The following is a 25,282-nucleotide window of genomic DNA, read 5'->3' on the forward strand; positions in this document are numbered from 1 at the left end:
ACCCTATAAAACGGAACGGATAAGTAGTTTTTTATCCGTGTCTGTTTTATAGGGTTCAGTTTATATTGTTGAGGGAGCTTTTTTAATCCTATCCATTTAAAAAAGTGGCAGCCGCAGCAAATTGTGGTAACAAATAAAATGAAATAGGAACAAGAATGTGGACAAAGTTAGGACAATCAATAAAAAATTCAATCCATCTCCAATAATGCCTTTACCCGTTTCACATACGGTTCCTTGTCATACGAGAAATACAGCTGACTGGAAAGCCTAATTGGATCACCAAAGAAAAACCGTTCATATTGAATTTCCCGTGTACCGAACGCACTCATCGCTACTTCCCATGCCAAACGGAAAATCTTCACACGTGATTCCGCATCGTCTGATTTTGATTGCAAATACTGATCCAAATCTCTTCTTAAAGACGATTGGAATGCGCGTTCTGTTGGGATTGACATTAGGCCGCTTGCACCCAGTTGCTGAATGATCTCGCCGAACCTTGCATAGACTTTTGTGAATACGTTACTGGCTACTTGCAGTGTCTTTTGATCGGGTCTCATTAATCCCCATTCATCCAATTCAGCTTCTGCCTCTGATTTGATGACCAATGCTTTCATCGTTTCCAATGCAACAATAATCTCAGAAACTTTTTCCTGCACATGCTGGTATTCACTGATATTGATCGTATTAATGATGGACTGAGCTACACCCAAGACAAATTCGGTTTTGATGACTTGCCTGGATGCGGCCTGGTGCAATGTAAACGGCAGGAATGAGCTGGCCCTTGCAAAAGTATTGGAAACCTGTATGTTGTCGTAATAAAAGACGCGCTCCCATGGAACAAGCACATCATCAAAGACAACAATCGTATCCATTTCCTCATATCGCGAACTTAATGGATAATTAAATGTTGAGTCACCAACGACAAATGATTCCCGGCAAATGAATTTCAAACCCTTGGTATTACTAGGAATGGCAAATGCAAATCCATTCGCTTTATCCTGAGCCCCGCCTGCTGAAAACACGACGATTTCATCCGTTATGCCACCCTGTGTCGCCAACAGACGCGCTCCCTTTACGATCAAGCCCTTATCATTTTTGTCCACGACCTTTGCGGCAATTGGCTCCGCATCCAAGTCCTCAAAATAAAATTGCCCGCGGTTGACTTGCGGATTCACAAATGTATGTGTCATCGATATATCATGTTCCCGGGCATATTCATAAAAGGATAGTAGATGTTCAGGAAAACAGTTTTCTTTTTCCTTTAAATAGTTAGCTGATGAGGCTAGTGCCATTACAACGGTATTCATATAATCCGGGCTTCTTCCCATCATACCATTGGTGAGTCCAGCCCATTGTTGAATCATCTTTCGTCTTTTTACCAGATCATCTTTTGTCTTTGGTTGTAAATAGGACATCCCAACTTTTTGTTCCGTTGACGGGGAAAGATATGTCATGATATCTTTTAACGATTCATCTTGTTGCAGATCGTACAATGCTGCCTGACTTTTCATAATTCCTTTAAATGCCGGGTGTTCGGAAATTTTTCCTGTAACAGGATCGCCATCCACCCATACATCCGTTTGCAAGTGGTTGATTCGGTCAATATATTCATGTCCATTAATGGCTGGCATAAACACACTCCCTAACGATTTTGTGAAATATGATCAAACGCCTATACGTTTCAGAATATTTTATTAGGATTTTGTTGAGATGTTACAGTTTCGTCACGCATTAACGGGCTTTATTTAACCATTTAAAAAAAGAATGATTTCAATGCAAATCACAATGAACTATAGTATGATATTTAATAAGGAGAATGATTGAAGAGGAGAGAGATAAGTTGAAAAAGATAATAACAGCATTTATTACAGCAACACTCATTTTTGGGCCAATTGGTACTTATATTTTTCACGATCAACCTACGACTGTTGATGCAAGAGGTTATAAATCAGGAATAAAGGGATTTAATTTTAACAACAAAAATAATCCTTCTCACTTCCAAAATAAAAAACAGAATTCTTATCAAAACAATCGTTCTTATGCTAACCCAAATAAAAAGAACAGGTTCATGTCAGGCGGGCTGATGAAAGGCTTGATGCTTGGTGGACTGGCTAGCCTACTGTTCGGTGGTCTGTTGGGTCACCTCGGTATTTTTGGTGCGATGATGGGTTTTATCATCAATATTTTGGCATTGATTGTATTGATTGCTATCATCAGCAAAATTGTTTCATTGTTTAAGCGTAAAAAGAGAGAAGACACGAATCCATGGAGAAGTTAATTATTTCGGAACAAGATATTATCAATGCCCTCTGTATATATACCGCACGTAAGAAAGAAATAAAACCAGAACAGGTGGAAGCAGAATTAATATATGATGATGACACCGGTTTTTCCGCAGAAGTTTACTGGTTAAATAGACAGCAGGTGCTTGTCACGGGCAATATCATGGAAGCATTACAAATGTGGCTGGAGGAATTTATGGGTGAGAACCCATCCGCTGAAATAAAACTCGAGCTCGATGATCAGGAAGGTATCATTGCGCTAGTTGGGTGAAAGAATGCCAAGGGCCGAAACAAGATATGTATCGGTACTTGGCATTTTTCAAAAGAAAAGCGTAATTTTACAAGACTTCGATGATTTCTTGCGCGAATCGGAAAGAAGATTTAATTCCTCATTAGAGTTGAGACCAGATTTAGGCTTCTTTCTCTTTATTCTCTAAGTGGATTTTTCTTTTATCCCCCTTCGCCTTTCTCGTCAATATTGCCTCAGTAACAATAGCGACGAGGGCGCCAAATACCAACCCATTACTCAATATCGACACAAGCGTTGGCGGCATGGTAGAAAATGCGTCGGAAGGGATAAACATCGTACCAATTCCGGCAAATAGTGAAATACCAGCAACTTGAAACAAGATCCGTTTATTTTCGGCAGCCTCAAATTCCTGTAAGGCTAAACCAATGATGCCGGCAAAAATCGGAAATATTGCGGCATAACCAACAGCTTTGGGAATGGCAGCTACAAATGCTGTAAATGGTGGAAACAGGCTAATGCCAACGATGATCAAGGATCCAATGATAAAGGGTAGCTTGCTGGTTATTTTCGTGGTGGCAATAAATCCTGCCGAACCGGAAATAGGGACAGCTCCGATTGCTGAGAACAATCCGCCTAGTAATTGGTTAACTCCTGATATAATGCCAGATTGTTTCAAACGATTTTCCTCAAACTGGACATGATGACGCTTCAGTACCTGTTGAACGACACGGACCGTAGCAAGCATATTGGCAAGTAACAATAATGTTATAAAGATAACCATAATAATCATGTTGGGCTCAATTCGCGGTGAACCGAATGCAAAGATTTTCGGTAAGTTTATCAATGTATTAACCTTGGTGACGGGTTCAGATAGTCCAAACAATGAAAATAGCAGCCAGCCGAAAACAATACTAAATAGTACTGTGTAGTGGCCAATTTTAGGGATTTTCATAAATAGATAGGATAATATAATGATTAAAACTGAAAGCATAAGCACATTCGTATGAACGGTATCGTCGGGATTCTCCAGCCCGAACATCCCTTGTACAAAGGAACTGCTTAGCTGGATCACCATCAGGATCAAATAAATGCCGGTAACAGCAGGGGTGAACAGTCGTGCCAGCTTCTCAACCAGCCCAAACACACTTAAAAGAATAAAAATAACACCACTTAATAAAAAAGCATACTGCAACACCCGTAATGTTTCCATATGAGATTCAAACAGCACGGTTCCTAATCCGGCATATAAAGAAAAAACTCCCCACCAAAGACCGGCTGGCCCTTCCTGAACTGGCAGGTGGTGTCCGAAGAATGTCTGCAAAAGTCCTGCCAATCCAAGCGCAAATAATGTTCGTTGGACAAATTCAATCGTTTCTATTGAATCAAGCCCGTAATCGGCAGCAATTGCTACTGGAATAACAACACTGCTTGTTAATATAAATAATGCCCATTGCAGGGACGAAAAAATAAGTTTCAACGTCAGTCAATCCTCTCACAACATGGTGTGTAAAATGATCACTGTATCATCATACGGCTAATAACATGATGAATCAAATGAACAGAACTGGAAAATTGATTCAGATAAAAAACAAGCTTGGACTTCCAAGCCTGTTATGATTAATTGGCAACCTGCACCTGTCTTTTCTTAAATACAGCAACTTTAGAAAGGATAGCTAACAGGACGAAGGTCACGACAAGAAAAGCAACAATCATGCTGACAACACCGCCCCAGCCGAAACTGCTCCAAAATAATCCACCGGCGGTTCCGCCAACACTTGAACCACAATAATAGAAAAATAAATATAGTGACGATGCTTGTGCCTTGTCATGCGTAGCCATCGCACCGACCCAGCCACTGGCGATGGAATGTCCGGCAAAGAAGCCGAATGTGAATAAGGCAATTCCGATGATTTTAATCACCAGGTTGACATTCAATGTGATTAAGGCACCGATTAGCGTAATACAAAGCGCGATTAATAACATGTTCCGCCGGCCGTATTTGATGGCTAAATTACCAAACCAGGTTGAACTGAATGTCCCAACAAGGTAAACGATAAAAATCCAGCCCACCAACGTTTGACTTAATGAATATGGCGGGGCGATCAATTGGAATTCCACGTAGTTATACATCGTCACAAAGCCGCCCATTAATAAAAATCCTAACCCATACAAGCATAGCATGGCTGGATCTTTTAAATGACTTCCCATTGATTTGGCGAGTTTGCCCAGCTCCAGTTTACGTGGCTGAAAATGTTTTGATTTTGGCAAAGCCCACCAAAAAATAATGCTGGCAACTAAACTCAAGACACCAATAGCAATAAGCGCGATACGCCAATCAAACATATCCGCAATCGAGCCGGTGATGATTCGCCCGCTTAGTCCGCCAATCGTGTTTCCGCTAATATATATTCCCATTGCGACTCCCAGGCTGGATGGATCGATTTCTTCACCAAGATAAGCCATAGCAATGGATGGCAAACCGGCAAAAACAATCCCTTGCAATACCCTTAGTAGCAATAGCGTTTGAAAACTAGGCACAAATGCAATGATGACCGCCACAACGGAGACAGCAAACACAGAGATTCCCATAATTCCTTTGCGTCCCCACGACTCTGATAATGAACCTACCAACAACATGGCGATTGCCAAAAAAGCTGTTGTTAATGATAAGGTCAGGCTCACCATTGTCGGCGAGGCATCAAATTGCTTGGAAAACGCCGGTAATAATGGTTGAACCACATACAAGTTTGCAAAAGTAATAAAGCCGCCAATGAACAGGGCAATATTTACTTTACGAAAGTCAGTCGTTCCCTTTTTTACATAGTTCATACGTGTTCACTCCAAAGATGAATTAAAAAAATGGCAAATTTGATTCCGCGGAAACCGCAAATCGCATTTAACCATCCTTTAAATGAGAGTTCAAAAAGGAGGATAAAAAGGACCGAGAAGTTCAAGACGGCGTAGCTTTGAGCACCGGAGTGTACAAAAAGGTACATGAGGAGCGGAAAAGCATGCCAACGAGCTTCAAAGGAAGGCCGACTAAAAACTGGCTTGCGCTCAGGCGTCGGCATACCCCTTTTGAAGGGGAACGTCATTTTTACCGGACTTTTTGAACATCCTCTTTAAATGATATCCAATATGTATTATTATAATGGCTAATAAAATAAAAGTATAATGCATTATTTTCATAGATTCAATGCATTTTAGTTATGATTGGAGGAGTCGTCAATGGAATGGCAGCAAATCGAATATTTTCAAACAGTTGCCCGTGTTCAGCATATTACCAGGGCGGCAGGGATCTTATCCATTTCCCAGCCAGCATTGAGCAGGTCGATTGCTCGTTTGGAAGAGGAATTAGGCGTTCCGTTGTTTAAAAGAAAAGGGCGCTCCATCCTGTTAAATCGGTATGGCGAATTGTTTTTAAAGCGGGCCAATCGCATTTTGAAAGAATATCAGGATGGCAAACAGGAAATTCGTGATTTGATTGATCCGGAATACGGGGAGATATCGCTAGGATTTCTCCATACACTCGGTGTGGAGAAAATCCCCAATTTAATTGGTGCCTTTCGCAAACAATATCCAAAATTGCGCTTTCAGTTTAACCAAAATAATTCCGCGGCACTTGTACGGCAGTTAGAGTCCGGAGAATTCGACCTGTGTCTGACTACTCCCATTGAAACCAACATTAAGGTCAATTGGCAAAAACTATGGAACGATGAATTGTTCGTGATTGTGCCAGCCGATCACCGGTTGGCTGGTTGCGAAAGTATCACACTGGAGGAAATCGCCGACGAAGATTTTATTGCTATTAAAGAGGGAAATTCACTGCGGCAAATTATGGATCAGTTATGCGAAGAAGCAGGGATACATCCAAAAATATTGTTTGAAGGCGAAGAAATCCATACGTTAGCTGGATTGGTCGGTGCCGGACTTGGCGTTTCATTGATTCCGGATGTAACGGGACTGGATCCAGCCAAAGTCGCCCGCCTGCATATCCGTTGGCCTAAAAGTGAGCGGGTTATTGGCATTGCCTGGCTGGATGGTGGTTATTTATCGTCAGCCGCGCTCCAGTTTAAGGAATTTGTAATGGAGTATTTTAAATAAAGTATAGCAGTATAGCAGGTAGGGAAAAGAACGGGAGAGGGCATCGTCCCAACGGTAAAGGACAGCACCCAAACAAGATAGAATCTCACACAGAAAAAGCAAACAGCATTTAAAGTTGATCAAACACAGCCAATAGTTGATCGAGCTAGACCGAAAGTTGATCAGGAACAAGGAAAAGTTGATCGATCTAGACCGAAAGTTGATCGAACAAACCATACAAAAAAGAGATGCCCTCCTCAGGCATCCCGTACATAAACTTATTTCGTATAATTATCAAAATATCCCTGTATATAAACGATCGGTGTCCCTTTGTCTCCACTGCCGGAGGTCAAATCAGATAGCGAGCCAATCAGATCGGTAAGTTTTCGTGGTGTTGTTCCTTGTGCTTCCATAGCTCCGACCAGGTCAGCATCTTCATCTTTTTCATCAATATACTTGGTAATGGCTTGTTGCAGTTCCTCACCTTTTAAATCAGAAAAATTGTTATCTGCAAGGTATTTTAATTTAATTTCATTTGGTGTGCCGTCCAGTCCTTTTGTATATGCGGGTGATACAACAGGGTCAGCAAGCTCCCATATTTTACCGACTGGATCTTTGAACGCGCCATCCCCATAAATCATAACCTCGACATCTTTGCCAGTACGTTCTTTCAACATGTGCTGGATGTTGTCAACGACTGGCTGGCAATTACGTGGAAACAACTTAACCTTTTCCTCAGTCGATTTATTGGAGCCAAGCAGACCGTATTCGTCATTGTAGCCACTGCCGTTAACAGATGTTGCTAATATATTATCCAGGCTATAAATCGTTTCACCACCATTGGCTTTCAGGATTCTTTTTGTCCGCTCGCGTGTATGGATATCACAAGTGAGGATATGTTTGGTGTGATCCAAAATTGTTTTCGGATTATTGGAGAAGATAACCTCACATTCGACACTGTATGCTTCAATTAACGATTTATAATATTCAATGTAGTCGACACCGGTAAAGGTATGCTTCATATATCCAAAATAATCACGGAATTGTTGCTCGGTTAGCACATCAGTCCAGGGATTGATACCTTTTTCATCTAGTGCATCGATATCTACCAAATGATTACCAACTTCATCTGATGGATAACTTAGCATAAGAACAATTTTCTTAGCACCTTTGGCAATACCACGAAGACAAATGGCAAAGCGGTTTCGGCTTAAGATTGGAAAAATGACGCCGATTGTGTGATCACCGAACTTCGCTTGTACATCTGTTGCGATATCGTCAATTGTTGCGTAATTTCCCTGTGAACGGGCAACAACGGATTCGGTTATTGATATGATATCTTTATCCTGAATAGTAAATCCTTCTACTTCTGCTGCATTCAATACACTGTCGACAACAATTTCATCAATATTGTCACCTTGATTGATGATTGGGCAGCGCAGGCCACGTGATACGGTTCCAACTACTCGTTCCAAAATAATCTCTCCTTGTTGCTATTAAGGTTAATATCCATAGTTCCTACTTGTAATATACACTGAAGAAGTGGTATAAGTAAAATGAATAAATATTATACCCAATATAAGGACTGTTTATATGAAAGGTAAGTTGGATTTATATAAAATCTTTGGGGTTGTTGCGAAAAACAGGAGCTTCTCCAAGGCAGCGGAGGATCTTTATCTAACCCAGCCGGCTGTTAGTCAGGCAATTCGGCAATTGGAGAGTGAACTCGATACACGACTTTTTAATCGAACACCAAAAGGGGTAACGCTCACAAATGAAGGCAAGCACTTATTTAAATATGTCCACGCTGCACTAAACTTGCTTGATACAGGTGAAGAAAAAATACTTGCGTTCAAACATTTAACAACTGGGGAGTTAAAGATTGGCGTTAGCGATACGATATCCAGATATTTTTTACTTCCCTATTTAGAAGTTTTCCATAATGATTATCCTAATATCAAATTTAAAATTGTCAACGGTACTACAGCTGAAGCGATTTCCATGTTAAAGACAGGATCCGTTGATATAGCTATTTGTAATTTCCCGGTTGATGATCCCAACTTGGAGATGCAGCCATTTCTTGAAATACAGGATATTTTTGTTTACGGAAATAGATTCAGGCAGCAGCTGTCTGCACCAATTCGTTTGCAGGAACTGGTGGAACAGCCCTTGATTTTCCTTGAGCCAAAGTCCAATTCAAGGGTGTATGTGGAAAATTATTTGCTATCCAAGGGCATCAAGATCTCTCCGGAATTTGAATTGGGCTCCCATGATTTGCTTTTGGAGTTCGCCAAAATTAATCTGGGAATTGCCTGTGTCACTAAAGAATTTTCTAAAACGTATTTGGATAAAGGACTGGTCCATGAAGTACAGCTAATCGACGGGATTCCGAAAAGAAGTATTGGTGTATGCTATTTAAAAAGCGTACCATTATCAACTGCTTCGACCAAATTTGTTGAGATTATTGAACAGGGAAACATTTCTTGATTGTTGCAACAAGGCCTGTCCTCTATGTGTAAATTCAAGGACTCTCAGTTTGCTCCGGAATGTTTTATATCACGATGCAGCCGTTTTCTGGCTGAAATGGTTTCCGGAGTAATTGGGATATGCTTTATTGCTTTTCCTAGCCCGTGTTGTGGCATATTCCGATAAAGTGTTTCATACTTGCCTTTATCAACTGGATAAGTTTCATGGTAAATGCCAACAGCTTCATTGTTGTCGACTTGTTGATTGAAGTTTTTCCATGCAGCCAAATGTTTTTCCCCTTTGGCATAGGCAAGTAAATCCTCAGTCGACTGCCAGTATTGAATCATGAGAGTTGTTCGTAGTCCAAAGTAATTTTCCATGGATAAAAAACCTAACTCCTCCTTGTTCATGTATAGTTCTTTAATCATGCCTCGCATTGCCTTGAAAACTGGTAGCCATTTGTGTACCGCAAATCGCTTGTTCATTCGCATGCCGATTAGAAATACAACAAGATCGCTGTCATTGTCGGTAGTGTAACGGCCAGTGTAAATTGACTTTCTCATGATTTTATTCCTCCCATTTGATGGATCCATCATGACACCCAGATATGATAATTCACTCACTTCGAATACGAAGCATCTTTTGCCTTTTTAATCCGTTCGGTAGTCGCCTCGCACCATTCAATCGCTGCCTGTGTTACCCTTTTTCCATAATCTAAGGTAAATAGCCAATAGATTGCATCTTTTTGATCATGTTTATTTGTCGTAATCATTTGTTCTATGTTTGTGTAAGTTTGATAAGTTATTTTCAATTTTTGCTGGTAATCGTTCAGTTGATTTAGCGTATTTGCTGTGGATTGATGACGTCCGAAAAATAATTTCAATAACAATTCATTTCGCTCCACAGGTATTTGTTCAATCGGTTGTTTGAGCCATTCTTTTAAGGTTGTTTTTCCTTTTTGTGTCAAGAAATACTCCTTTCGATCAGGCTTTCCTTCCTGTGTAGCTGTTTTTACTGTAGCCAATCCCTCTTCTTCAATAAATTTTAGGGTTGGATAAATTTGCCCGTAACTAATTTTCCAAAAGTGGTTTAAACTTTGGTCAATGAATTGTTTAATTGCATAGCCGGATTTGCATGTAGTTGTCAAAATCCCAAGTATTGCGTAGGTAGTATGATTGTATTCTTTCAAAAGGATCATCCTATCTATATGATATGTATCTGTTAGATATATGATGCCACAAAGCTGATGTTAACACCAAACACTATTTTTTGAAAATTTGATTTGATGTAATAACTTGTAATTACCTACTTCTGGTGAAAACGCCCAACACCTTCATTAGGCAAATGCATAAGGATATCATATACTACATTTTGAAGTGAGGGAAAAGAATGAATAACGAATGGAATCAGCAAGCCGCAATGCCTAATTATGAAGGGAATTTGTCAACTGCAGTGCCAGAACAACAAAGAAATTCACAAGAGGAAATGCAAGAGCCGGTTCAAGGGTACGGAGTGGGTTTTAACGGATATCCTGGTTTTGGGAGTGATATTGGCGGACCAGTACCTGTCAGATATGGATTTGGACCTTTCCTTGGCGGTTTGGCAGGTGGGCTGCTGACAAGTTATCTATTATTTCCGCATTATGGTGGTTACGGTGGCTATGGATATTACCCGTATTATCCAGGGTTTTTTTGGTAACTTTTTTGCTATGAGACAAAAATGCCCATTACAACATAAAGGCTTTGGCAGACCGCCGTTTATATGTAAAAGGTCTATTTTAACCGGATTTTAATTCATTTTATACGTAAATCACATTGCCATCATAACGTGAAAAGTTGTGATGGCTTATTAATGGTGGTGGAGAATTTTCAGGTCAATCAATTCATCCTATCATTCAGTCGAGATTACTCTCCAATTGATAAATCTTTTGATAGTGGCCGATATCGGAGCCTAAATGGTTGATAATTTTTGTGAAGTGGTTGATACATGCATGAAGTGGTCGATACCCCCTGCTCACACAATATTGGTGGCGATCAAAATCACATGCGCATGGCCCGCCATCGATTTTCCTTTTACATTGTGCTACTCTTATCCTAATAAAGAACGTAGTAGGAACAGAACTAGAGGTGGAATTAATGATCCATTTTTTGAAGGAAAAAGCTGAGCATTTGTTTTCCGGTTATTTTGCAATGGTAATGGCAACTGGTGCATTATCAATAGGTTCATACCTGCTCGGAATGCATATGATTGCCAAGACATTGCTGGTTATAAACATATTTGCCTATATTGGATTATGGACACTAATGATTATTCGCATTATTTACTTCCTTCCAAATGTATTAAATGATTTAACCAGCCACTCGAAAGGGCCAGGTTTTTTTACATGGGTTGCGGGAACGTCAGTGTTTGGCAGTCAATTGATTATCGTTGGGCATCATCATGTCGTATCTGAGTACCTGTTTGCGCTGGCTATTATTTTATGGTTGATTATTATGTATACCTTTTTTACGGCGGTTACTGTACGCAAGAATAAGCCGACAATCGCTGAGGGAATTAATGGGGCATGGTTAATTGCTTCAGTTGCCACGCAGTCTATTGCTATTTTGGGAACATTATTGGCGCCTTACGTAGGCGGAGAGGCGCAACGAATCCTTTTGTTCTATACATTAGCCATGTATTTTCTAGGGTGTATGCTATATTTGAACATTATTACGTTAATCTTTTACCGGTTTACGTTCGTGGAGTTCAAGTTTGAGGCACTGACACCGCCGTATTGGATTAATATGGGGGCCGTTGCTATTACAACATTAGCAGGGTCAACATTGATTATGCATGCGGACTTATTGCCGTTTTTACATCAGATTACCCCGTTTTTAAAAGGCTTTACGTTATTCTTCTGGATTACGGGTACATGGTGGATTCCGTTACTTTTTATCCTGGCGATTTGGCGGCATATCATCCATCATTATCCACTGACTTATGATCCGCAATTTTGGGGAATGGCCTTTCCGCTGGCGATGTATACAACAAGTACATATCAGTTTTCTGAAGCATTGGGACTGCATTTTCTACTAATCATTCCTAAGATTATGTTCGTGATTTCCATCGCTGCATGGGCTCCTGGATTTATTGGTTTAATCCATCATGTCATCGTTTCTTTTCAAAGGCATAATCAGCACCTGTCCTGATGAGGAAATATAAGCTTTTGAACTATTTGAATAACCTTATGGGATACAACACAGGATTTTTGTGAAAAAAAGAGCCCATAAAAAAATCGCAACAGTCTCGTACCGTTGCGATGTCAATCATGTTAGCTGATAGCTCTCGTTTGTCTTACAGGGATTACTTGTCTTAACGTATTCATTTCTGTTTCATTTAATGGAACGAGTGGTAAACGAACCCCGCCGACCGGGATGCCAGTTATGTTTAAAGCAGCTTTTACAGGTGTAGGGCTAGGCGCTTCGAATAATGCCTTCATGATCGGCAAAAGTTTGCGATGCATTGCCGCGGCCTGTTGTACCTCACCATGTTTAAAATGTTGCACCATTGCCTGCATCTCATTGCCGATAATGTGCGATGCAACGGAAATAACCCCAGTTCCGCCAACAGATAATACGGGCAAGGTCATACTGTCATCGCCACTATATAAGGTGAAATCAACTGGTGTTCCCTGAATGATTGCCGCTGTATCATCCAAATTCCCGCCGGCATCTTTCACTGAAACGATATTATCGATTTTCGACAGGGCAATAATCGTTTCCGGTGACATATTGATTACACTGCGTCCGGGAATATTGTAAAGCATTACCGGCAATGATGTAGATTGGGCGATTGTCTTGAAATGCTGAAACAATCCTTCCTGTGATGGTTTGTTGTAATACGGGGTAACCAGCATGACCCCGTCAACGCCGATCTCTTCTGCTTGTTGTGTTAATTGGATAGATGCGTGCGTGTTGTTTGATCCTGTTCCGGCGATCACAGGGATCTGTTCCCCTACAGTATCCTTAACAAATTTAAATACTTGCAGTTTCTCTTCAGTTGTTAACGTAGGTGATTCTCCCGTTGTTCCTCCTACGACCAAACCATCTGATCCATTGGCAATCAAATGTTGCACTAAAGCAGCGGTTGCTTCATAATCCACCTCACCATTGGCATTAAATGGCGTTACCATTGCAGTTAATACCTGACCGAAATACATGTCGTCACACCCTTTGAAAAATTTTACTTGCCTTTTTTGGAATAAGGATGATCAGGGCAATCGGCTTAAACGCAAAAAAGCAGCAACGACGGCTTCATTGCTGCAGAATAGTTTTATATGAACATTTCTGCGTAAGATAGCCCTCCATATAGCTCACTATATGACAGTCCTGCATTTATTCAATAACAGAACCAGCGTCCGGAACATGAGCTTCCTTCCGCTTCGGCAAATTCCCCTTTCCACCATGATCACCGGATTCTCATGATCCTCCTATGATGTACTCATGTCTTTGCTCCTCTATCCTTATATCAAAAGAATTGAAATAAGAAAATATTTAACTACTTGTACTGTACCAGATAAATGAAAAAACAACAAGGGTTAGAAAGTAAATTGATTAAAATGATTTTGATTCTATGCAGGAACGATTAGTTGACAAGATAGTGAAGCGGTTGTACAAAGGAGTAAAGCTATAGGAGGGCTATAAATGCACGTAAACATGAATGGAAATGAACTGGTACTAATGGTTGGGGATATCACCGATCAGCAAACAGATGCGATCGTTAATGCGGCTAATGGGACACTGCTTGGCGGGGGTGGCGTCGATGGTGCCATTCATCGGAAAGCAGGGAAAGAATTACTTGCTGCATGTAAAAGGATCCGGTCGGAGGTATTACATGGAGCGGAATTGCCAACTGGTGAGGTGGTTATTACCGATGGCTTTGAACTGCCGGCCAGTTATGTGATTCATACAGTCGGCCCCATTTGGAAAAAGGGAGATCATGAGCAGGATATTTTGCTGAAAAGCTGTTATGAAAATTCCTTGAACTTAGCCCTGGAGAAAGGGTTGAACAGTATTGCATTTCCATCTATATCGACAGGCGTTTATCGGTTTCCAATAGACCGGGCGGCCGAAATAGCTATGAAAACGATTATTAACTTTTTAACTGCACATCCATTTGGCATTGTCAAAATGGTATTGTTTTCCGAACAAGATTATCAAACATATCAAACCGCCCTCACCAGAATATTGAATGAACATAGTGGAGGGTGACTGGTGGACAAGCAAATGACGCCCAACCCAAAATGTTGTTGGTGAAAGGATGTTTTTTTCCCGCCAAAAAACGGGAATCGCTGATATAATGTGAGAAATCGCTGATATAACGCCCAGAATCGCTGATACAATGTACAAAACCGCTGATACAATATCCGGAATCGTTGACAAATTTACAATGCAAACAAGCTGTACCGTCAAAACGTTTACGAGATCAGAAACTATTACGTCTTGCTAATCCCAATTAAGGAGTCCCAACTGGAAATTTTTGGGGGCCTAATAAACTTCAACTACCCAATCGCTGTGATATGATAAATATAAAGCTGAAATAGTAAGAATCGAGGAGATAGACATGAAAAAAGTTGGGCTGGTTATGCGTAAGATACAATTTGCAGAAGCACAAGGGCCACGTGTATTTGCTGATCGATTAAAGCAAATTGGCAAGGAATTGGGAGTGGAAATCGTTTTTATTTCCCCGGAGCGCCATGTCAGCGAATATGATCATCTTCCAGGTTACGAGTATGAAAAGGGTGATTTGGTCAATTACGACATTGTGCTGGATAAACTTGATAAGGAAAATATTGATCATGTTATATACACCGTATCGGGGTTTACCTATCTGAACATGTTTATTAAGCATAGTGTGCTTTTTCCACACAGTATCCCGGATCCGGCATTAACTGGTTATGAAATGATGAAGCCATTTTACGGGATAGTGGATAAGGCGATTGTGCAAACTGAATATTTAAAAGACAAATTGATGACAACATTTGATGTGAAGGATGTAACGGTTATTCCGATTGGTTTTAATGAGAATATGGCCAACAAATATTTTGACCCACAGCAAATCATCGATAACCGGATTCTCTGGATTGGCAGGGACGAGGAAAATCGCCGGCCCGATCTGGTTTTTGAATATGCACGAAAGAATCCGGATAAGGAAGTGGTGATGGTATTCGGTGGGGAGCGATATCGGGAAAGTGTTAAAAAATATGTCATACCGGATAATGTAAAATTGGAGTTTGCGCTGTCACAGGATGAGATTTTTGCATTGATGAATAGTGCCAAAGTGTTTTGGAGCTGCTCGAAATTTGATACCTATGCGATGCCCTTAACTGAGGCGTTAGCAATGGGAAAAATCATTGTAAAGCCAGAACACCCATGTTACAGGCATATTAGTTCGCAGCACGCTTTTTCCGGAAACGAGCAAAATTGGTTTGAGCTTGTCAATATGGCAGCTGCATCACCATACAAAGTCTCACAGGAAAACCGGAAGTACGCATTTGATAACTTTTCCAGCACCATCATGAAACAAGGCTACCGGGACTTTTTCGATGCCTGGCTATAGGACAAAGGGGCGGTTCTCCAGTCCCACCATTTTATGGAAGTGCCGAAAAAAAGCGAATGGTCCTGTCGATAAAAATGGGCAAAGCCGCTGACCGCACTGAAAAAAGAAGTGGGATAATGTGCCTGTCCCTTTGTCCCGCATTGTCAAATTTGTTTGGCGGGTCTATAATAGATGCTTCTGGTTTTATTCTATTTACGGAAAGAAGTGTCCGAGGTTGCAATTTTGTAGAGTTGTAGTGCAGATTGCTATTTTGTGCGTTATCTATATGATTGGTAACGGTATTCAAGACGTCCTTCATTTGTCGATACCAGGTAGTGTGATCGGTATGATACTATTATTCGCCATGTTATCCATGAATATTATCAAAGAGAAGTGGATCAAGGATGGGGCTGGTTTTTTTGTTAAACATCTGACCTTTTTCTTTATCCCGGCTACAGTGGGTATATTAAACTATGCCAATATATTCGCTGGCAAGGGGTCACTTTTAATCGTGATTATCCTAATAAGTACTGTACTGGTGATGGCCGGGGCGGGGCTTGTTAGTCAATGGATTATTCGCTGGAAGGATGTTAAGGATGATTAATCTTTTCATCGGGGTAGCTGCGATTATTGGTACGCTATTAATCTATTTGTTTTCGATAAAAGTTCATCAACGGATTAATTTCAGTTTTACCGCACCTGTCATTATCGCCACGTTTCTCATTATTGTTGGATTATTAGTTTTTAAAATTCCTTATGAAACATATATGGTAGGCGGTGATTGGATTAATAAACTGCTTGGCCCCGCTGTTGTTGCGCTTGCCTATCCGCTTTACCAACAACGGGATACATTGCGACAACTAATCATACCAATTCTCGGCGGCACTTTAACTGGGGCGGTAGTTGGTGTTTCGACCGGTATATTGCTGGCAAAATGGGCCGGATTTGATAAATTAATTATTTACTCCCTTGGCCCCAAATCAGTAACAACACCAGTTGCAATGGCAATCGCTGACTCAACGGGAGGAATTACCCCACTTGCCGCTGTGTTTGTGATGATTGCCGGGATTGGTGGTGTCATGATCAGCTCCTTTATTTTAAAGTTTTTCCGTGTTAACCACTATTTAGGTAAGGGTGTAGGGCTGGGATGTGCCTCTCATGCGATGGGAACGGCCAGCGCGATGGAAAGTAATCCACTTGAGGGATCGATTAGTACAGTAGCTATGGTTGTTAGTGCAGTGGTTGTTTCGATTATCACACCAGGCTTGATTGTATTATGGACTTAAGAAATCGTGAATCAAACAGGATCAGAACGGCTAAACCACTTAGTTTAAGACAGCCGTTCATGAAAAACCTGTTATTTCCAACGCAGTGACATTGCCAATTTACAACATTGCCCTTTGTCGGAATACATGTCAAAAGTTATGCCGTCCGGGGTATAGCGTACCTCCACTCTTTCTTTGATGCCGGCTGAGTGGATCAACTGTTTTACCTTGTGTTGATCACCGCGCTGTGCTGCATCCATTACATTGCCGGCAAATTCCCTTGATTCACTCAATTTATTCAACAAGACGTTTCCATCCTTCATTAATTGTTTAAACGTTTCAGCGGATTGATGAAAAAGGGTTGGATCAACTTTTGGATACTGCCGTCTGATTTCCGGATACCCTGTTTGCGGTTGTATTCGATGATAGTTGTCAACCGGTTGATTAACCGGGATAAATGGCAAACAATATATTGATCCCGGATAGGGTTGAAGCGGATGATAATACATCAGAATGCTACCCTCCCACCTGTTCTCGTGATGCACCACCTTATCTTCAATGTTACTTGCAAGATAAGAAGGTGTCTTACTGCCGGTTCATGCATGATAAATCCCTCTACACTATATGTTTGCCAATGGATAACGTGCAAATTGGGTAAATGCCACGTAATTTTGGCTGATTTATTCATTCAGCCAAAAATTTTTATTCCCTGTACGACATTCCAAACCAGGTAAACAATGTATAAAATCCCTGCTATCAAATAGCCAATCAGAATCGTCCCTGTTGCAAGCCCCGTAGAATTGTACATGCCAAAAATAACACCCAAAATAATGGCTAAAACAATGACGATGATCGGAATGATATGAGATAGCAAAGCACGTCGGGCATGGTATTTGACACGTCCATCCTTTGTTACAAAATAAACGATAAGCGGAAACAAAAACGGGGCAAAAAAGATGCTAAAGTAATTTAAGGATGACAAAATTTTGTTTTCCGTATTCATCTTACTTTCTCCTTTCAAAAACGGTACCAATTTTTGAATAAAACCATGCATAGTATTTCGCAACCTCGATAATTTATCCCAAATAGCACTTCCTTTACACCTTTTGCGGTCACCTATCACACCAGTCAGTTGACATTTTTAGAATTTTTATTATATACTTAACTCAACAAGGTTGAATATAGATAAACTGTATTGAATATAATTGGGCAAATGTTTCATTTCATGATCGCATTACCCCTGTTTTGAATAATGTATTAAAGAGATCTTCTATTTCTCGTGTAAGCGGATTCAATTGTAAAGGATAACTCCAAATTAAAAGGGAGGGACAATAATGGTTTATTGGCCAAGTCGTGTACAGATTAAAGAGGTTGGACCACGTGACGGTTTACAAAATGAAAAGAAACCTGTCTCAACTGCTGACAAGATAAATTGGATCAACATGTTGTCGGAAACCGGGGTGAAGGAAATTGAGTATTCATCGTTTGTTCATCCGAAGTGGGTTCCGCAACTAGCGGATGCGTATGAAGTTGGTCTGAAAATAAATCGTAACCCAAATGTCCGTTATTCCGCTCTCGTTCCCAATATGAAAGGACTGGAGCTCGCATTGGAAGCCGGAATTGATGGTGCATCCGTATTTATGTCGGCAAGCGAGACCCATAATAAGAAAAATATTAATAAGTCCATTGCAAAAACGTACCCGGTGTTGGCAGAAGTGATTAAAGAGGCAAAACAGGAACATAAACATGTAACCGGTTATGTTTCAACGGTGTTTGATTGTCCATTTGAAGGCAAGATCACTCCGGAGCAGGTGATTCGTGTTTGTGATAAATTATTCGAATTTGGTGTAGATGATATTTCACTTGGGGATACAATCGGTACCGCTGTCCCATCCCAGGTGGATCAGCTGCTGGAAACGGTATTGCGGCGATATCCACAGGACAAAATCATCATGCATTATCATGATACGAGAGGAATGGCGATTGCTAATATTACCAGATCACTAGAATACGGGATTACCAGATTCGACAGTTCGATTGGCGGGTTGGGTGGTTGTCCATATGCTCCAGGAGCTGCCGGCAATGTAGCGACAAATGATGTGCTTTATCTGTTGCATGGTCTGGGAATAGATACAGGAGTCGATGAGAAGAAACTTCAGGAAGCCGCCTTTTATATCCAGAACAAATTGGGAAAAGCACTGCCAAGCAAGTCATTAACTTACGCTGCCAGTCAGGCTTGAAAGGCTGATCATATAACACAAAAAGGTGATGAATAAAGCCATCCTGTCACTTGTGAGCCGGTGACTGATGGCCTTTCTTGGCTTGTAAGATTTCAGAACTGGGGATTCTTAGTCAACATTAACAGCTCATACTTAGGCTTACCAACCTCTAATCTTGACGACATAAGGTTAGTATTCTATGATAAATACACCTGTATGGGTGCTTCAAAAAGGAGGATAAAAAGGACCGAGAAGTTCTAGGCGGCGTAGCTTTGAGCACCGGAGTGTACATAGAAGGTACATGAGGAGCGGAAAAGCAAGCCAACGAGTTCTTCAAATGAAGGCCGACTAAAAACGGGCTTTGCGCCCACGTCGGCATACCCCTTTTGCAGGGGCATGTCATTTTTACCGGACTTTTTGAACATCTTCTGTATCGGAGCGAATGGAAGGGAGCGAATCATCATCAACCTGCAACATATCGGGACAAAAATTAAGCAAGCACGATTACGCAGTCGGAATACGCAACAGCAAGTCGCCGACCAGTGCGGGATTTCTAAAAGTTTATTATCCAAAATCGAAAATGGACAAACGGCATCCGCTGTCGCAACGTTATCAAAAATTAGTGAGGCATTGGATGTTCCACTTTCCTGGGTACTTGATGGCCATCCAGAAACGGATCTTGTTCTGCTGCCGAAATCAAAGCGGGAATTCAGTGTTGGCGACGAAAGTATGGGCTACACGTATGAACTGCTGGCACGTTCACGATTTTCGAATATTGAGCCAACAATCGTGCATGTAACACCAAAGGATACCAATCAGAGACATGAACCATATACCCATTCCCAAGATGAGTTTATTTATATTTTGGAGGGATCGATAAACTTGCTTTATGATGGCGAAAAGCATTTTATGGAGCAAGGGGACACCTCTTATTTCAAGGGGGTAAAACCGCATTTATTTGTCCCGGTAGATAATGATGGGGCGAAAGTGTTAACGATTTTTATTGATAGCGGTACATAAGGAGCAAAGTCACCGGAGTTGGACATTTCTTGCTGCTTAGGAAATTGTGTTTCAACTAAAAACAGACCATCAAGCGAAGGTCTGTTTTTAGTTCTTTTTTTAAGCAATAATATAAAACAAGTATTCTGGTCCATTTTTTACTGGTTCTTTGGCAAATTGGTAGCCATGTTTCTGGATCTCTTCAGGTATATTTCGGAATGAGGAAGGACAGTCGGTAATCACTTGCAGCAATTCTCCGTCATGCATCTTTTGCAGTGTTTCCATTGTGTAAATAACTGGATATGGGCAGGACTCTCCGCGCAAATCCAACGTGTAATCAGCTGACATGTTTTTTAACTCCTTTCTTTAAACCGGTGTTGAATTGGTAGTGCCTTTGCAAATAAGCTATTATAGCAAAACAGATGCCAAGCAAAATGAGGGTAGCAATCATTGCCCCTGGTGCTCCCAATATATGAATGAGATTGATAGGTTTCCCGCTTGCAACGAGGAATTGATATACGCCAAGGTGATCCCAGGCATAAGCGAGTGCAGTTACACCAATGAGATTGCCAACAAATACAGTTAAGTAGAGTATCTGCCCCTCCATCAGCCGATACATCATACCTGTTTCACAACTGCTTGCCAGGACAATCCCCAAGCCAAACAATACACCACCAACGAATGTGCTTGGTGCAGCTACTTGCGTGATGGGCTGAATGCCATAAACAAGGATGATGATCAGCGTAATAATCGAGCTAATTGCCATCCCCGCAATAATCGCTTTTGCCATCAGACCTCGGCCGCTTAACCATAAATCCCTGAATGCAGAAGTGAAACAAATTTGTCCACGCTCTATTAATATACCAAACAATGCGCCAAATAGTGCGGCTACTCCAAGCATCGTTTTCCCAGTGATAAAGAAATAAACAATCAGTGCTACATATGCCAGTGTAATAACACCACCAATATAAGGCTGAATGGTTTGATTTTTTACTGGTGAAGGATTGGAACCGCCTTTTTTCAATTTTGGTTTTCCCTTCCACCATGATGTTTTGGTTATTTTTGTTCCAAGGTACGTACCAAGTGCGGTTGCTACAATAAAAATCCATGAGTGAAAAGAGAATTGCGGCATACCCGTAAAAAATGCAGCAAGGTTACATCCCATCGCAAGGCGGGCACCAAAACCAGCAATGATCCCGCCAATAAGCCCCTGAACCAATCGGCGCTTTTGCCTGGGGATTCGCAGTTTAAAATTATTGCTGTAAAGAACCATGATTAAAGCGCCAATAAACATCCCCCAGACAATCCATCCATCTGTCCGGGAAAATGTTGTCCCCTGCATGTGCACAAGGGAAAAATAATCCCAGTCAGATATGTCAATCCCGAGCAACTGCAAAATATGTCCGCCCAATCGGGTAAATTCACCGGTAACCGCCCATACCCCTTTGGTTATACCAAAATATAACGCGCTGAGGATCCCCGCCAGGATCAACGCTACATAGGGGTTCCAATAATTTGTAAATAATGTGTGAATTGCTCGTTTCATCAATCTTATCTCCTTAATAATTACGTGAATTGTACCATAGTATTTAATAAAAAAGAATACCAGCCAAAAACCCTCAGAACATTCTTGTATCAATGTATATGATGATAGTGACCCTTCTTTATTTTAGTATATTTTCATCGTATCGCAACCATTACCTTGAAATGTTGCAATTCTGACAGGCGGGATATCGGATTTCGTCATCTCCCTTTCCTCTTTTGCATAGGCTATATAAACCTTGCCCTGAATGGAGGTAACAAAATGGATATACTAGATAAAGTGAAGCGTTATCGAGAAGAGGAAGAACAGCTGAAGTGGGAAGGTACATTTGCGGAATACCTGGAAATTGTACGACGGCATCCTGAAGTTGCCCAAACCGCTCATTCACGTGTTTATAATATGATTAAAAGTTCCGGAGTGACGGAAAGAGATGGCAAAAAGATGTATCACTTTTTTGGTGAGGAGATCTTTGGGCTGGAAGAAGCGATAGAACGACTGGTCGAGGAGTATTTTCATCCCGCAGCTAAACGACTAGATGTGCGCAAACGGATTTTATTATTAATGGGGCCAGTTAGTGGTGGGAAGTCAACGATTGTTACCATGTTAAAGCGGGGTCTTGAAGCCTACTCGCGAACTGATGAAGGAGCAGTTTATGCCATTAAGGGCTGCCCAATGCATGAAGATCCACTCCACTTGATTCCCAAGCATTTGCGGGAGGAATTCTATGATAAGTATGGTGTACGGATCGAAGGCAGTCTCTCGCCATTGAATACGATGCGGCTGGAAAAGGAGTATGATGACCGGATAGAGGATGTCATGGTTGAACGGATTTTCTTTTCCGAGGATAAACGGGTTGGGGTTGGCACATTTAGCCCATCTGATCCTAAATCACAAGATATTGCTGATCTGACAGGTAGTATTGACTTTTCCACTATTGCCGAATATGGATCCGAATCCGATCCGCGTGCATACCGATTTGATGGTGAGTTGAACAAGGCAAATCGCGGCATGATGGAATTTCAGGAGATGTTGAAGTGTGATGAGAAGTTTTTATGGCATTTGCTTTCCTTAACACAGGAGGGCAACTTTAAGGCAGGAAGATTTGCCTTGATCAGTGCGGATGAGCTAATTGTGGCACACACCAACGAAGCGGAATACCGTTCCTTTATTTCCAATAAGAAAAACGAGGCCCTGCATTCACGGATTATTGTCATGCCTATTCCTTATAACTTAAGAGTAAGCCAGGAAGAGCGGATTTATGAAAAAATGATTAGAGAGAGTGATATGCAAAATGTCCATATCGCTCCACATGCACTAAGAGTTGCAGCGATCTTTTCCGTTTTGACAAGGTTGCAAGACTCGAAAAAGCAAGGTATCGATCGTGTTAAAAAAATGCGTCTGTACGATGGCGAGAATATAGAAGGATTTAATCAATTGGATGTAGATGAATTACGCAAAGAATTTCCTGATGAAGGGATGGATGGTATTGATCCGCGCTATGTGATTAACCGGATATCATCAACTATTATTCGTAAGGAAACCCCATCGATTAATGCACTTGACGTTCTTCGTTCCCTGAAAGATGGGCTTGATCAGCATGCATCCATTTCAGATGAAAACAAAGATCAATATATGAATTTTATTGCAGTAGCCAGACGGGAATACGATGAAATTGCCAAGAAAGAGGTACAAAAGGCATTTGTGTATTCCTATGAAGAATCTGCGAAAACATTAATGGATAACTATCTCGATAATGTTGAGGCATTTTGTAATAAAAATAAACTGCGTGACCCGCTTACCGGTGAAGAGATGAACCCGGATGAGAAGCTCATGCGGTCGATTGAGGAACAAATTGGTATCTCGGAAAATGCCAAAAAAGCCTTTAGAGAGGAAATTCTGATTCGCATTTCCGCTTATGCCAGAAAAGGTAAACGGTTTGATTATAATTCACATGAACGTCTGCGGGAAGCCATTCAGAAGAAATTATTTGCTGATTTGAAGGATGTCGTCAAAATCACAACGACATCGAAAACGCCGGATGAATCACAACTTAAAAAGATTAACGAAGTCACAGCTAGGCTGATTGATGAATATGGTTATAATTCTACCTCTGCAAATGAACTATTAAGATACGTCGGCAGCCTGCTTAACCGTTAAGAAGTTATCACGCACGAACGGGCTGCACTACCCGTGCTGAGTGAAATTTTCACTTTACGGTAGCAAGACTAATAAGCCTATTAGTCTTGCTTCTTACATAATAGGGATGGAGTTTTCTACCTGGGTGTATATGTTTTCTGAAAATAGTACGCAATAACTTGGCTAGGGTTGCATAGAATATAGGGAACAAGGTATATTTCACACCAAGGGTATTCTGGACTGAATAAATATAAATAATCAGGAGGGTATGTTATGCAGGAAGGTAACGAAAATTATGTCGTCTCCAAAGAAAACTGGTCCCTCCATCGTAAAGGTCAACAGGATCAGCAGCGTCATATGGATAAGGTGAAAGAAGCAATAAAAAATAATTTACCGGACTTAGTCAGTGAAGAAAGTATTATCATGTCAAACGGACGGGATATCATTAAGATACCAATTCGTTCATTGGATGAATACAAAATCCGCTATAATTACAATAAATCAAAGCATGTCGGCCAGGGAGATGGCGATAGTCAGGTTGGTGATGTAGTTGCCCGTGATCCAAGTGGCAAAGGTAAAGGTGCCGGCCAGGGCAAACAAGCGGGTAATCAGCCAGGAAGTGATTATTATGAAGCAGAAGTATCATTGGAAGAAATTGAATCAGCGCTGTTTAAAGAATTGGAATTACCAAATTTGGAAGAAAAGGAACAGGCTGAAATTGTTACAGAGGATATTGAATTTAACGATATCCGTAAAAAAGGTTTAATGGGAAACATTGATAAGAAACGTACCATTTTAACAGCATTAAAGCGAAATGCAACAGAAGGACATCCGGGAATTACGCCAATCTATAATGACGATCTGCGGTTTAAGACATGGGATGATGTCATCAAGCCAGAATCAAAAGCGGTTGTACTCGCAATGATGGATACGAGTGCATCAATGGGCACATTCGAAAAATATATAGCAAGAAGCTTCTTTTTCTGGATGACCCGCTTTTTACGAACCAAGTATGAATCGGTAGAAATTGCCTTTATTGCCCATCATACAGAGGCAAAGGTTGTATCTGAGGAAGCATTTTTTACAAAAGGAGAAAGTGGCGGAACCATTTGTTCATCGGCTTACTATAAGGCACTGGAACTAATTGAACAGCAATATAGCCCATCACGTTATAATATTTATCCATTTCATTTTTCCGATGGGGAGAATATTACGTCAGATAATCCAACCTGTATCAAGCTTGTTAACGAACTAATGGAAAAATCAAGTATGTTTGGTTACGGGGAAGTGAACAGTTATAATCGTCCGTCGACACTAATGCGGGCGTATCGCAATATTGAAGGTAAGAAGTTCAGGCATTATATTTTGAAAGAAAAACGCGATGTCTACCATGCGATGAAGTGTTTCTTCAAAAAAGAAACAGCACCTGTATAGGTTTTGGCAAGCTGCCAGGTACGATGGAA

Annotated in this window: 25 protein-coding genes and 1 riboswitch; of the genes, 14 read left to right on the forward strand and 11 right to left on the reverse strand. The window is 41.0% G+C overall.

Annotated features, from left to right (window positions below; genetic code table 11):
• Positions 1 to 188: 188 nt before the first annotated feature.
• Entirely contained in the window at positions 189 to 1,631 is a 1,443-nt protein-coding gene (hpaB, locus tag ABRT01_RS05055; protein ID WP_367746444.1) for a 4-hydroxyphenylacetate 3-monooxygenase, oxygenase component, read from the reverse strand.
• Between the two features lie 185 nt (positions 1,632 to 1,816).
• Between hpaB and ABRT01_RS05060 the strand changes: the two genes are divergently transcribed.
• Both ABRT01_RS05060 and ABRT01_RS05065 read left to right on the forward strand, forming a co-directional pair.
• Positions 1,817 to 2,278, forward strand: coding sequence for a hypothetical protein (locus ABRT01_RS05060; RefSeq protein WP_367746445.1), 462 nt, complete (start codon positions 1,817 to 1,819; stop codon positions 2,276 to 2,278).
• The gene (locus tag ABRT01_RS05065; RefSeq protein WP_269410721.1) at positions 2,266 to 2,553 is read left to right on the forward strand and encodes a YxcD family protein; all 288 of its coding nucleotides are present in this window, start codon (positions 2,266 to 2,268) and stop codon (positions 2,551 to 2,553) included. Before ABRT01_RS05060 ends, ABRT01_RS05065 begins: the two co-directional genes overlap by 13 nt.
• A 139-nt stretch (positions 2,554 to 2,692) precedes the next feature.
• Here ABRT01_RS05065 and ABRT01_RS05070 read toward each other — a convergent pair whose 3' ends face one another.
• Both ABRT01_RS05070 and ABRT01_RS05075 read right to left on the reverse strand, forming a co-directional pair.
• Positions 2,693 to 4,009, reverse strand: a complete 1,317-nt coding sequence (locus tag ABRT01_RS05070; RefSeq protein ID WP_367746446.1) for a purine/pyrimidine permease — start codon at positions 4,007 to 4,009, stop codon at positions 2,693 to 2,695.
• A 140-nt stretch (positions 4,010 to 4,149) separates the two neighbouring features.
• The gene (locus ABRT01_RS05075) at positions 4,150 to 5,361 is read right to left on the reverse strand and encodes an MFS transporter (protein WP_367746447.1); all 1,212 of its coding nucleotides are present in this window, start codon (positions 5,359 to 5,361) and stop codon (positions 4,150 to 4,152) included.
• A gap of 399 nt (positions 5,362 to 5,760) precedes the next feature.
• Here ABRT01_RS05075 and ABRT01_RS05080 point away from each other — a divergent pair, with 399 nt between their 5' ends.
• Positions 5,761 to 6,636, forward strand: coding sequence for a LysR family transcriptional regulator (locus tag ABRT01_RS05080; RefSeq protein ID WP_367746448.1), 876 nt, complete (start codon positions 5,761 to 5,763; stop codon positions 6,634 to 6,636).
• A gap of 257 nt (positions 6,637 to 6,893) precedes the next feature.
• Here the strand turns inward: ABRT01_RS05080 and ABRT01_RS05085 are convergent, their stop codons facing one another.
• On the reverse strand, positions 6,894 to 8,090 hold the full coding sequence (locus tag ABRT01_RS05085; RefSeq protein ID WP_367746449.1) for a coenzyme F420-0:L-glutamate ligase: 1,197 nt from the start codon (positions 8,088 to 8,090) through the stop codon (positions 6,894 to 6,896).
• A 118-nt stretch (positions 8,091 to 8,208) separates the two neighbouring features.
• Here ABRT01_RS05085 and ABRT01_RS05090 point away from each other — a divergent pair, with 118 nt between their 5' ends.
• A complete protein-coding gene (locus ABRT01_RS05090; protein ID WP_269410716.1) occupies positions 8,209 to 9,102 on the forward strand; it encodes a LysR family transcriptional regulator in 894 nt (297 codons plus the stop codon).
• 44 nt (positions 9,103 to 9,146) lie between these two features.
• On the opposite strand, the gene ABRT01_RS05095 is transcribed toward ABRT01_RS05090, so the two are convergent.
• Together ABRT01_RS05095 and ABRT01_RS05100 are read right to left on the reverse strand one after the other, a co-directional pair.
• Entirely contained in the window at positions 9,147 to 9,644 is a 498-nt protein-coding gene (locus ABRT01_RS05095; protein ID WP_367746450.1) for a DUF4188 domain-containing protein, read from the reverse strand.
• A 56-nt stretch (positions 9,645 to 9,700) separates the two neighbouring features.
• Positions 9,701 to 10,270, reverse strand: coding sequence for a PadR family transcriptional regulator (locus ABRT01_RS05100; RefSeq protein WP_367746451.1), 570 nt, complete (start codon positions 10,268 to 10,270; stop codon positions 9,701 to 9,703).
• A gap of 200 nt (positions 10,271 to 10,470) precedes the next feature.
• On the opposite strand from ABRT01_RS05100, the gene ABRT01_RS05105 reads away from it, so the two are divergent.
• The gene (locus tag ABRT01_RS05105; protein WP_483308148.1) at positions 10,471 to 10,779 is read left to right on the forward strand and encodes a hypothetical protein; all 309 of its coding nucleotides are present in this window, start codon (positions 10,471 to 10,473) and stop codon (positions 10,777 to 10,779) included.
• 437 nt (positions 10,780 to 11,216) lie between these two features.
• Complete coding sequence (locus ABRT01_RS05110; protein ID WP_269410711.1) at positions 11,217 to 12,269, forward strand: tellurite resistance/C4-dicarboxylate transporter family protein; 1,053 nt, start codon at positions 11,217 to 11,219, stop codon at positions 12,267 to 12,269.
• 122 nt (positions 12,270 to 12,391) lie between these two features.
• Here the strand turns inward: ABRT01_RS05110 and dapA are convergent, their stop codons facing one another.
• The gene (gene dapA / locus ABRT01_RS05115) at positions 12,392 to 13,279 is read right to left on the reverse strand and encodes a 4-hydroxy-tetrahydrodipicolinate synthase (RefSeq protein ID WP_367746452.1); all 888 of its coding nucleotides are present in this window, start codon (positions 13,277 to 13,279) and stop codon (positions 12,392 to 12,394) included.
• A 129-nt stretch (positions 13,280 to 13,408) separates the two neighbouring features.
• Positions 13,409 to 13,587, reverse strand: a riboswitch (Lysine riboswitch).
• Positions 13,588 to 13,763: 176 nt separating this feature from the next.
• On the opposite strand from dapA, the gene ABRT01_RS05120 reads away from it, so the two are divergent.
• From ABRT01_RS05120 to ABRT01_RS05135, 4 genes are all read left to right on the forward strand, one after another.
• Positions 13,764 to 14,330, forward strand: a complete 567-nt coding sequence (locus ABRT01_RS05120) for an O-acetyl-ADP-ribose deacetylase (RefSeq protein WP_269410709.1) — start codon at positions 13,764 to 13,766, stop codon at positions 14,328 to 14,330.
• A 352-nt stretch (positions 14,331 to 14,682) separates the two neighbouring features.
• Positions 14,683 to 15,678 (forward strand): glycosyltransferase, encoded by a 996-nt coding sequence (locus tag ABRT01_RS05125; protein WP_269410708.1) that lies wholly within the window; start codon positions 14,683 to 14,685, stop codon positions 15,676 to 15,678.
• Between the two features lie 214 nt (positions 15,679 to 15,892).
• Entirely contained in the window at positions 15,893 to 16,261 is a 369-nt protein-coding gene (locus ABRT01_RS05130) for a CidA/LrgA family protein (protein ID WP_269410707.1), read from the forward strand.
• Entirely contained in the window at positions 16,254 to 16,943 is a 690-nt protein-coding gene (locus ABRT01_RS05135) for an LrgB family protein (RefSeq protein WP_269410706.1), read from the forward strand. Before ABRT01_RS05130 ends, ABRT01_RS05135 begins: the two co-directional genes overlap by 8 nt.
• Before the next feature lie 71 nt (positions 16,944 to 17,014).
• Here the strand turns inward: ABRT01_RS05135 and ABRT01_RS05140 are convergent, their stop codons facing one another.
• Positions 17,015 to 17,431 (reverse strand): YuzC family spore coat inner layer protein, encoded by a 417-nt coding sequence (locus ABRT01_RS05140; RefSeq protein ID WP_367746454.1) that lies wholly within the window; start codon positions 17,429 to 17,431, stop codon positions 17,015 to 17,017.
• Between the two features lie 179 nt (positions 17,432 to 17,610).
• Positions 17,611 to 17,925, reverse strand: a complete 315-nt coding sequence (locus ABRT01_RS05145) for a magnetosome magnetite crystal formation protein family (protein ID WP_367746455.1) — start codon at positions 17,923 to 17,925, stop codon at positions 17,611 to 17,613.
• 331 nt (positions 17,926 to 18,256) lie between these two features.
• Here ABRT01_RS05145 and ABRT01_RS05150 point away from each other — a divergent pair, with 331 nt between their 5' ends.
• Both ABRT01_RS05150 and ABRT01_RS05155 read left to right on the forward strand, forming a co-directional pair.
• Positions 18,257 to 19,162 carry a hydroxymethylglutaryl-CoA lyase gene (locus tag ABRT01_RS05150; protein WP_367746457.1) on the forward strand — a complete coding sequence of 302 codons (906 nt, stop codon included), beginning with the start codon at positions 18,257 to 18,259 and terminating at the stop codon, positions 19,160 to 19,162.
• 375 nt (positions 19,163 to 19,537) lie between these two features.
• On the forward strand, positions 19,538 to 20,161 hold the full coding sequence (locus ABRT01_RS05155; RefSeq protein ID WP_269410702.1) for a helix-turn-helix domain-containing protein: 624 nt from the start codon (positions 19,538 to 19,540) through the stop codon (positions 20,159 to 20,161).
• A 99-nt stretch (positions 20,162 to 20,260) separates the two neighbouring features.
• Here the strand turns inward: ABRT01_RS05155 and yedF are convergent, their stop codons facing one another.
• On the reverse strand, positions 20,261 to 20,488 hold the full coding sequence (gene yedF / locus ABRT01_RS05160; protein WP_367746459.1) for a sulfurtransferase-like selenium metabolism protein YedF: 228 nt from the start codon (positions 20,486 to 20,488) through the stop codon (positions 20,261 to 20,263).
• The gene (gene yedE / locus ABRT01_RS05165; RefSeq protein ID WP_367746460.1) at positions 20,478 to 21,686 is read right to left on the reverse strand and encodes a selenium metabolism membrane protein YedE/FdhT; all 1,209 of its coding nucleotides are present in this window, start codon (positions 21,684 to 21,686) and stop codon (positions 20,478 to 20,480) included. Before yedE ends, yedF begins: the two co-directional genes overlap by 11 nt.
• A gap of 258 nt (positions 21,687 to 21,944) precedes the next feature.
• Here yedE and ABRT01_RS05170 point away from each other — a divergent pair, with 258 nt between their 5' ends.
• Together ABRT01_RS05170 and yhbH are read left to right on the forward strand one after the other, a co-directional pair.
• Positions 21,945 to 23,840 carry a PrkA family serine protein kinase gene (locus tag ABRT01_RS05170; RefSeq protein ID WP_269410699.1) on the forward strand — a complete coding sequence of 632 codons (1,896 nt, stop codon included), beginning with the start codon at positions 21,945 to 21,947 and terminating at the stop codon, positions 23,838 to 23,840.
• A 252-nt stretch (positions 23,841 to 24,092) separates the two neighbouring features.
• Positions 24,093 to 25,253, forward strand: coding sequence for a sporulation protein YhbH (gene yhbH / locus ABRT01_RS05175; RefSeq protein WP_269410698.1), 1,161 nt, complete (start codon positions 24,093 to 24,095; stop codon positions 25,251 to 25,253).
• Positions 25,254 to 25,282: the final 29 nt, after the last annotated feature.

The sequence above is a fragment of the Lentibacillus sp. L22 genome (assembly GCF_040812445.1).
GTDB classification, from domain to species: Bacteria; Bacillota; Bacilli; order Bacillales; family Amphibacillaceae; genus Lentibacillus_C; species Lentibacillus_C daqui.

What these genes read in the sequence shown, in the direction of transcription:
- yhbH (WP_269410698.1), top strand. Translation starts at nt 24,093, where the DNA reads ATGCAGGAAGGTAACGAAAATTATGTCGTCTCCAAAGAAAACTGGTCC.
- ABRT01_RS05060 (WP_367746445.1), top strand. Translation starts at nt 1,817, where the DNA reads ATGATTGAAGAGGAGAGAGATAAGTTGAAAAAGATAATAACAGCATTT.
- ABRT01_RS05140 (WP_367746454.1), bottom strand. Translation starts at nt 17,431, where the DNA reads ATGTATTATCATCCGCTTCAACCCTATCCGGGATCAATATATTGTTTG.
- hpaB (WP_367746444.1), bottom strand. Translation starts at nt 1,631, where the DNA reads ATGCCAGCCATTAATGGACATGAATATATTGACCGAATCAACCACTTG.
- ABRT01_RS05170 (WP_269410699.1), top strand. Translation starts at nt 21,945, where the DNA reads ATGGATATACTAGATAAAGTGAAGCGTTATCGAGAAGAGGAAGAACAG.
- yedF (WP_367746459.1), bottom strand. Translation starts at nt 20,488, where the DNA reads ATGTCAGCTGATTACACGTTGGATTTGCGCGGAGAGTCCTGCCCATAT.
- ABRT01_RS05065 (WP_269410721.1), top strand. Translation starts at nt 2,266, where the DNA reads ATGGAGAAGTTAATTATTTCGGAACAAGATATTATCAATGCCCTCTGT.
- ABRT01_RS05105 (WP_483308148.1), top strand. Translation starts at nt 10,471, where the DNA reads ATGAATAACGAATGGAATCAGCAAGCCGCAATGCCTAATTATGAAGGG.
- dapA (WP_367746452.1), bottom strand. Translation starts at nt 13,279, where the DNA reads ATGTATTTCGGTCAGGTATTAACTGCAATGGTAACGCCATTTAATGCC.
- ABRT01_RS05145 (WP_367746455.1), bottom strand. Translation starts at nt 17,925, where the DNA reads ATGAATACGGAAAACAAAATTTTGTCATCCTTAAATTACTTTAGCATC.
- ABRT01_RS05075 (WP_367746447.1), bottom strand. Translation starts at nt 5,361, where the DNA reads ATGAACTATGTAAAAAAGGGAACGACTGACTTTCGTAAAGTAAATATT.
- ABRT01_RS05155 (WP_269410702.1), top strand. Translation starts at nt 19,538, where the DNA reads ATGTCATTTTTACCGGACTTTTTGAACATCTTCTGTATCGGAGCGAAT.
- yedE (WP_367746460.1), bottom strand. Translation starts at nt 21,686, where the DNA reads ATGAAACGAGCAATTCACACATTATTTACAAATTATTGGAACCCCTAT.
- ABRT01_RS05120 (WP_269410709.1), top strand. Translation starts at nt 13,764, where the DNA reads ATGCACGTAAACATGAATGGAAATGAACTGGTACTAATGGTTGGGGAT.
- ABRT01_RS05095 (WP_367746450.1), bottom strand. Translation starts at nt 9,644, where the DNA reads ATGAGAAAGTCAATTTACACTGGCCGTTACACTACCGACAATGACAGC.
- ABRT01_RS05125 (WP_269410708.1), top strand. Translation starts at nt 14,683, where the DNA reads ATGAAAAAAGTTGGGCTGGTTATGCGTAAGATACAATTTGCAGAAGCA.
- ABRT01_RS05090 (WP_269410716.1), top strand. Translation starts at nt 8,209, where the DNA reads ATGAAAGGTAAGTTGGATTTATATAAAATCTTTGGGGTTGTTGCGAAA.
- ABRT01_RS05135 (WP_269410706.1), top strand. Translation starts at nt 16,254, where the DNA reads ATGATTAATCTTTTCATCGGGGTAGCTGCGATTATTGGTACGCTATTA.
- ABRT01_RS05110 (WP_269410711.1), top strand. Translation starts at nt 11,217, where the DNA reads ATGATCCATTTTTTGAAGGAAAAAGCTGAGCATTTGTTTTCCGGTTAT.
- ABRT01_RS05150 (WP_367746457.1), top strand. Translation starts at nt 18,257, where the DNA reads ATGGTTTATTGGCCAAGTCGTGTACAGATTAAAGAGGTTGGACCACGT.
- ABRT01_RS05080 (WP_367746448.1), top strand. Translation starts at nt 5,761, where the DNA reads ATGGAATGGCAGCAAATCGAATATTTTCAAACAGTTGCCCGTGTTCAG.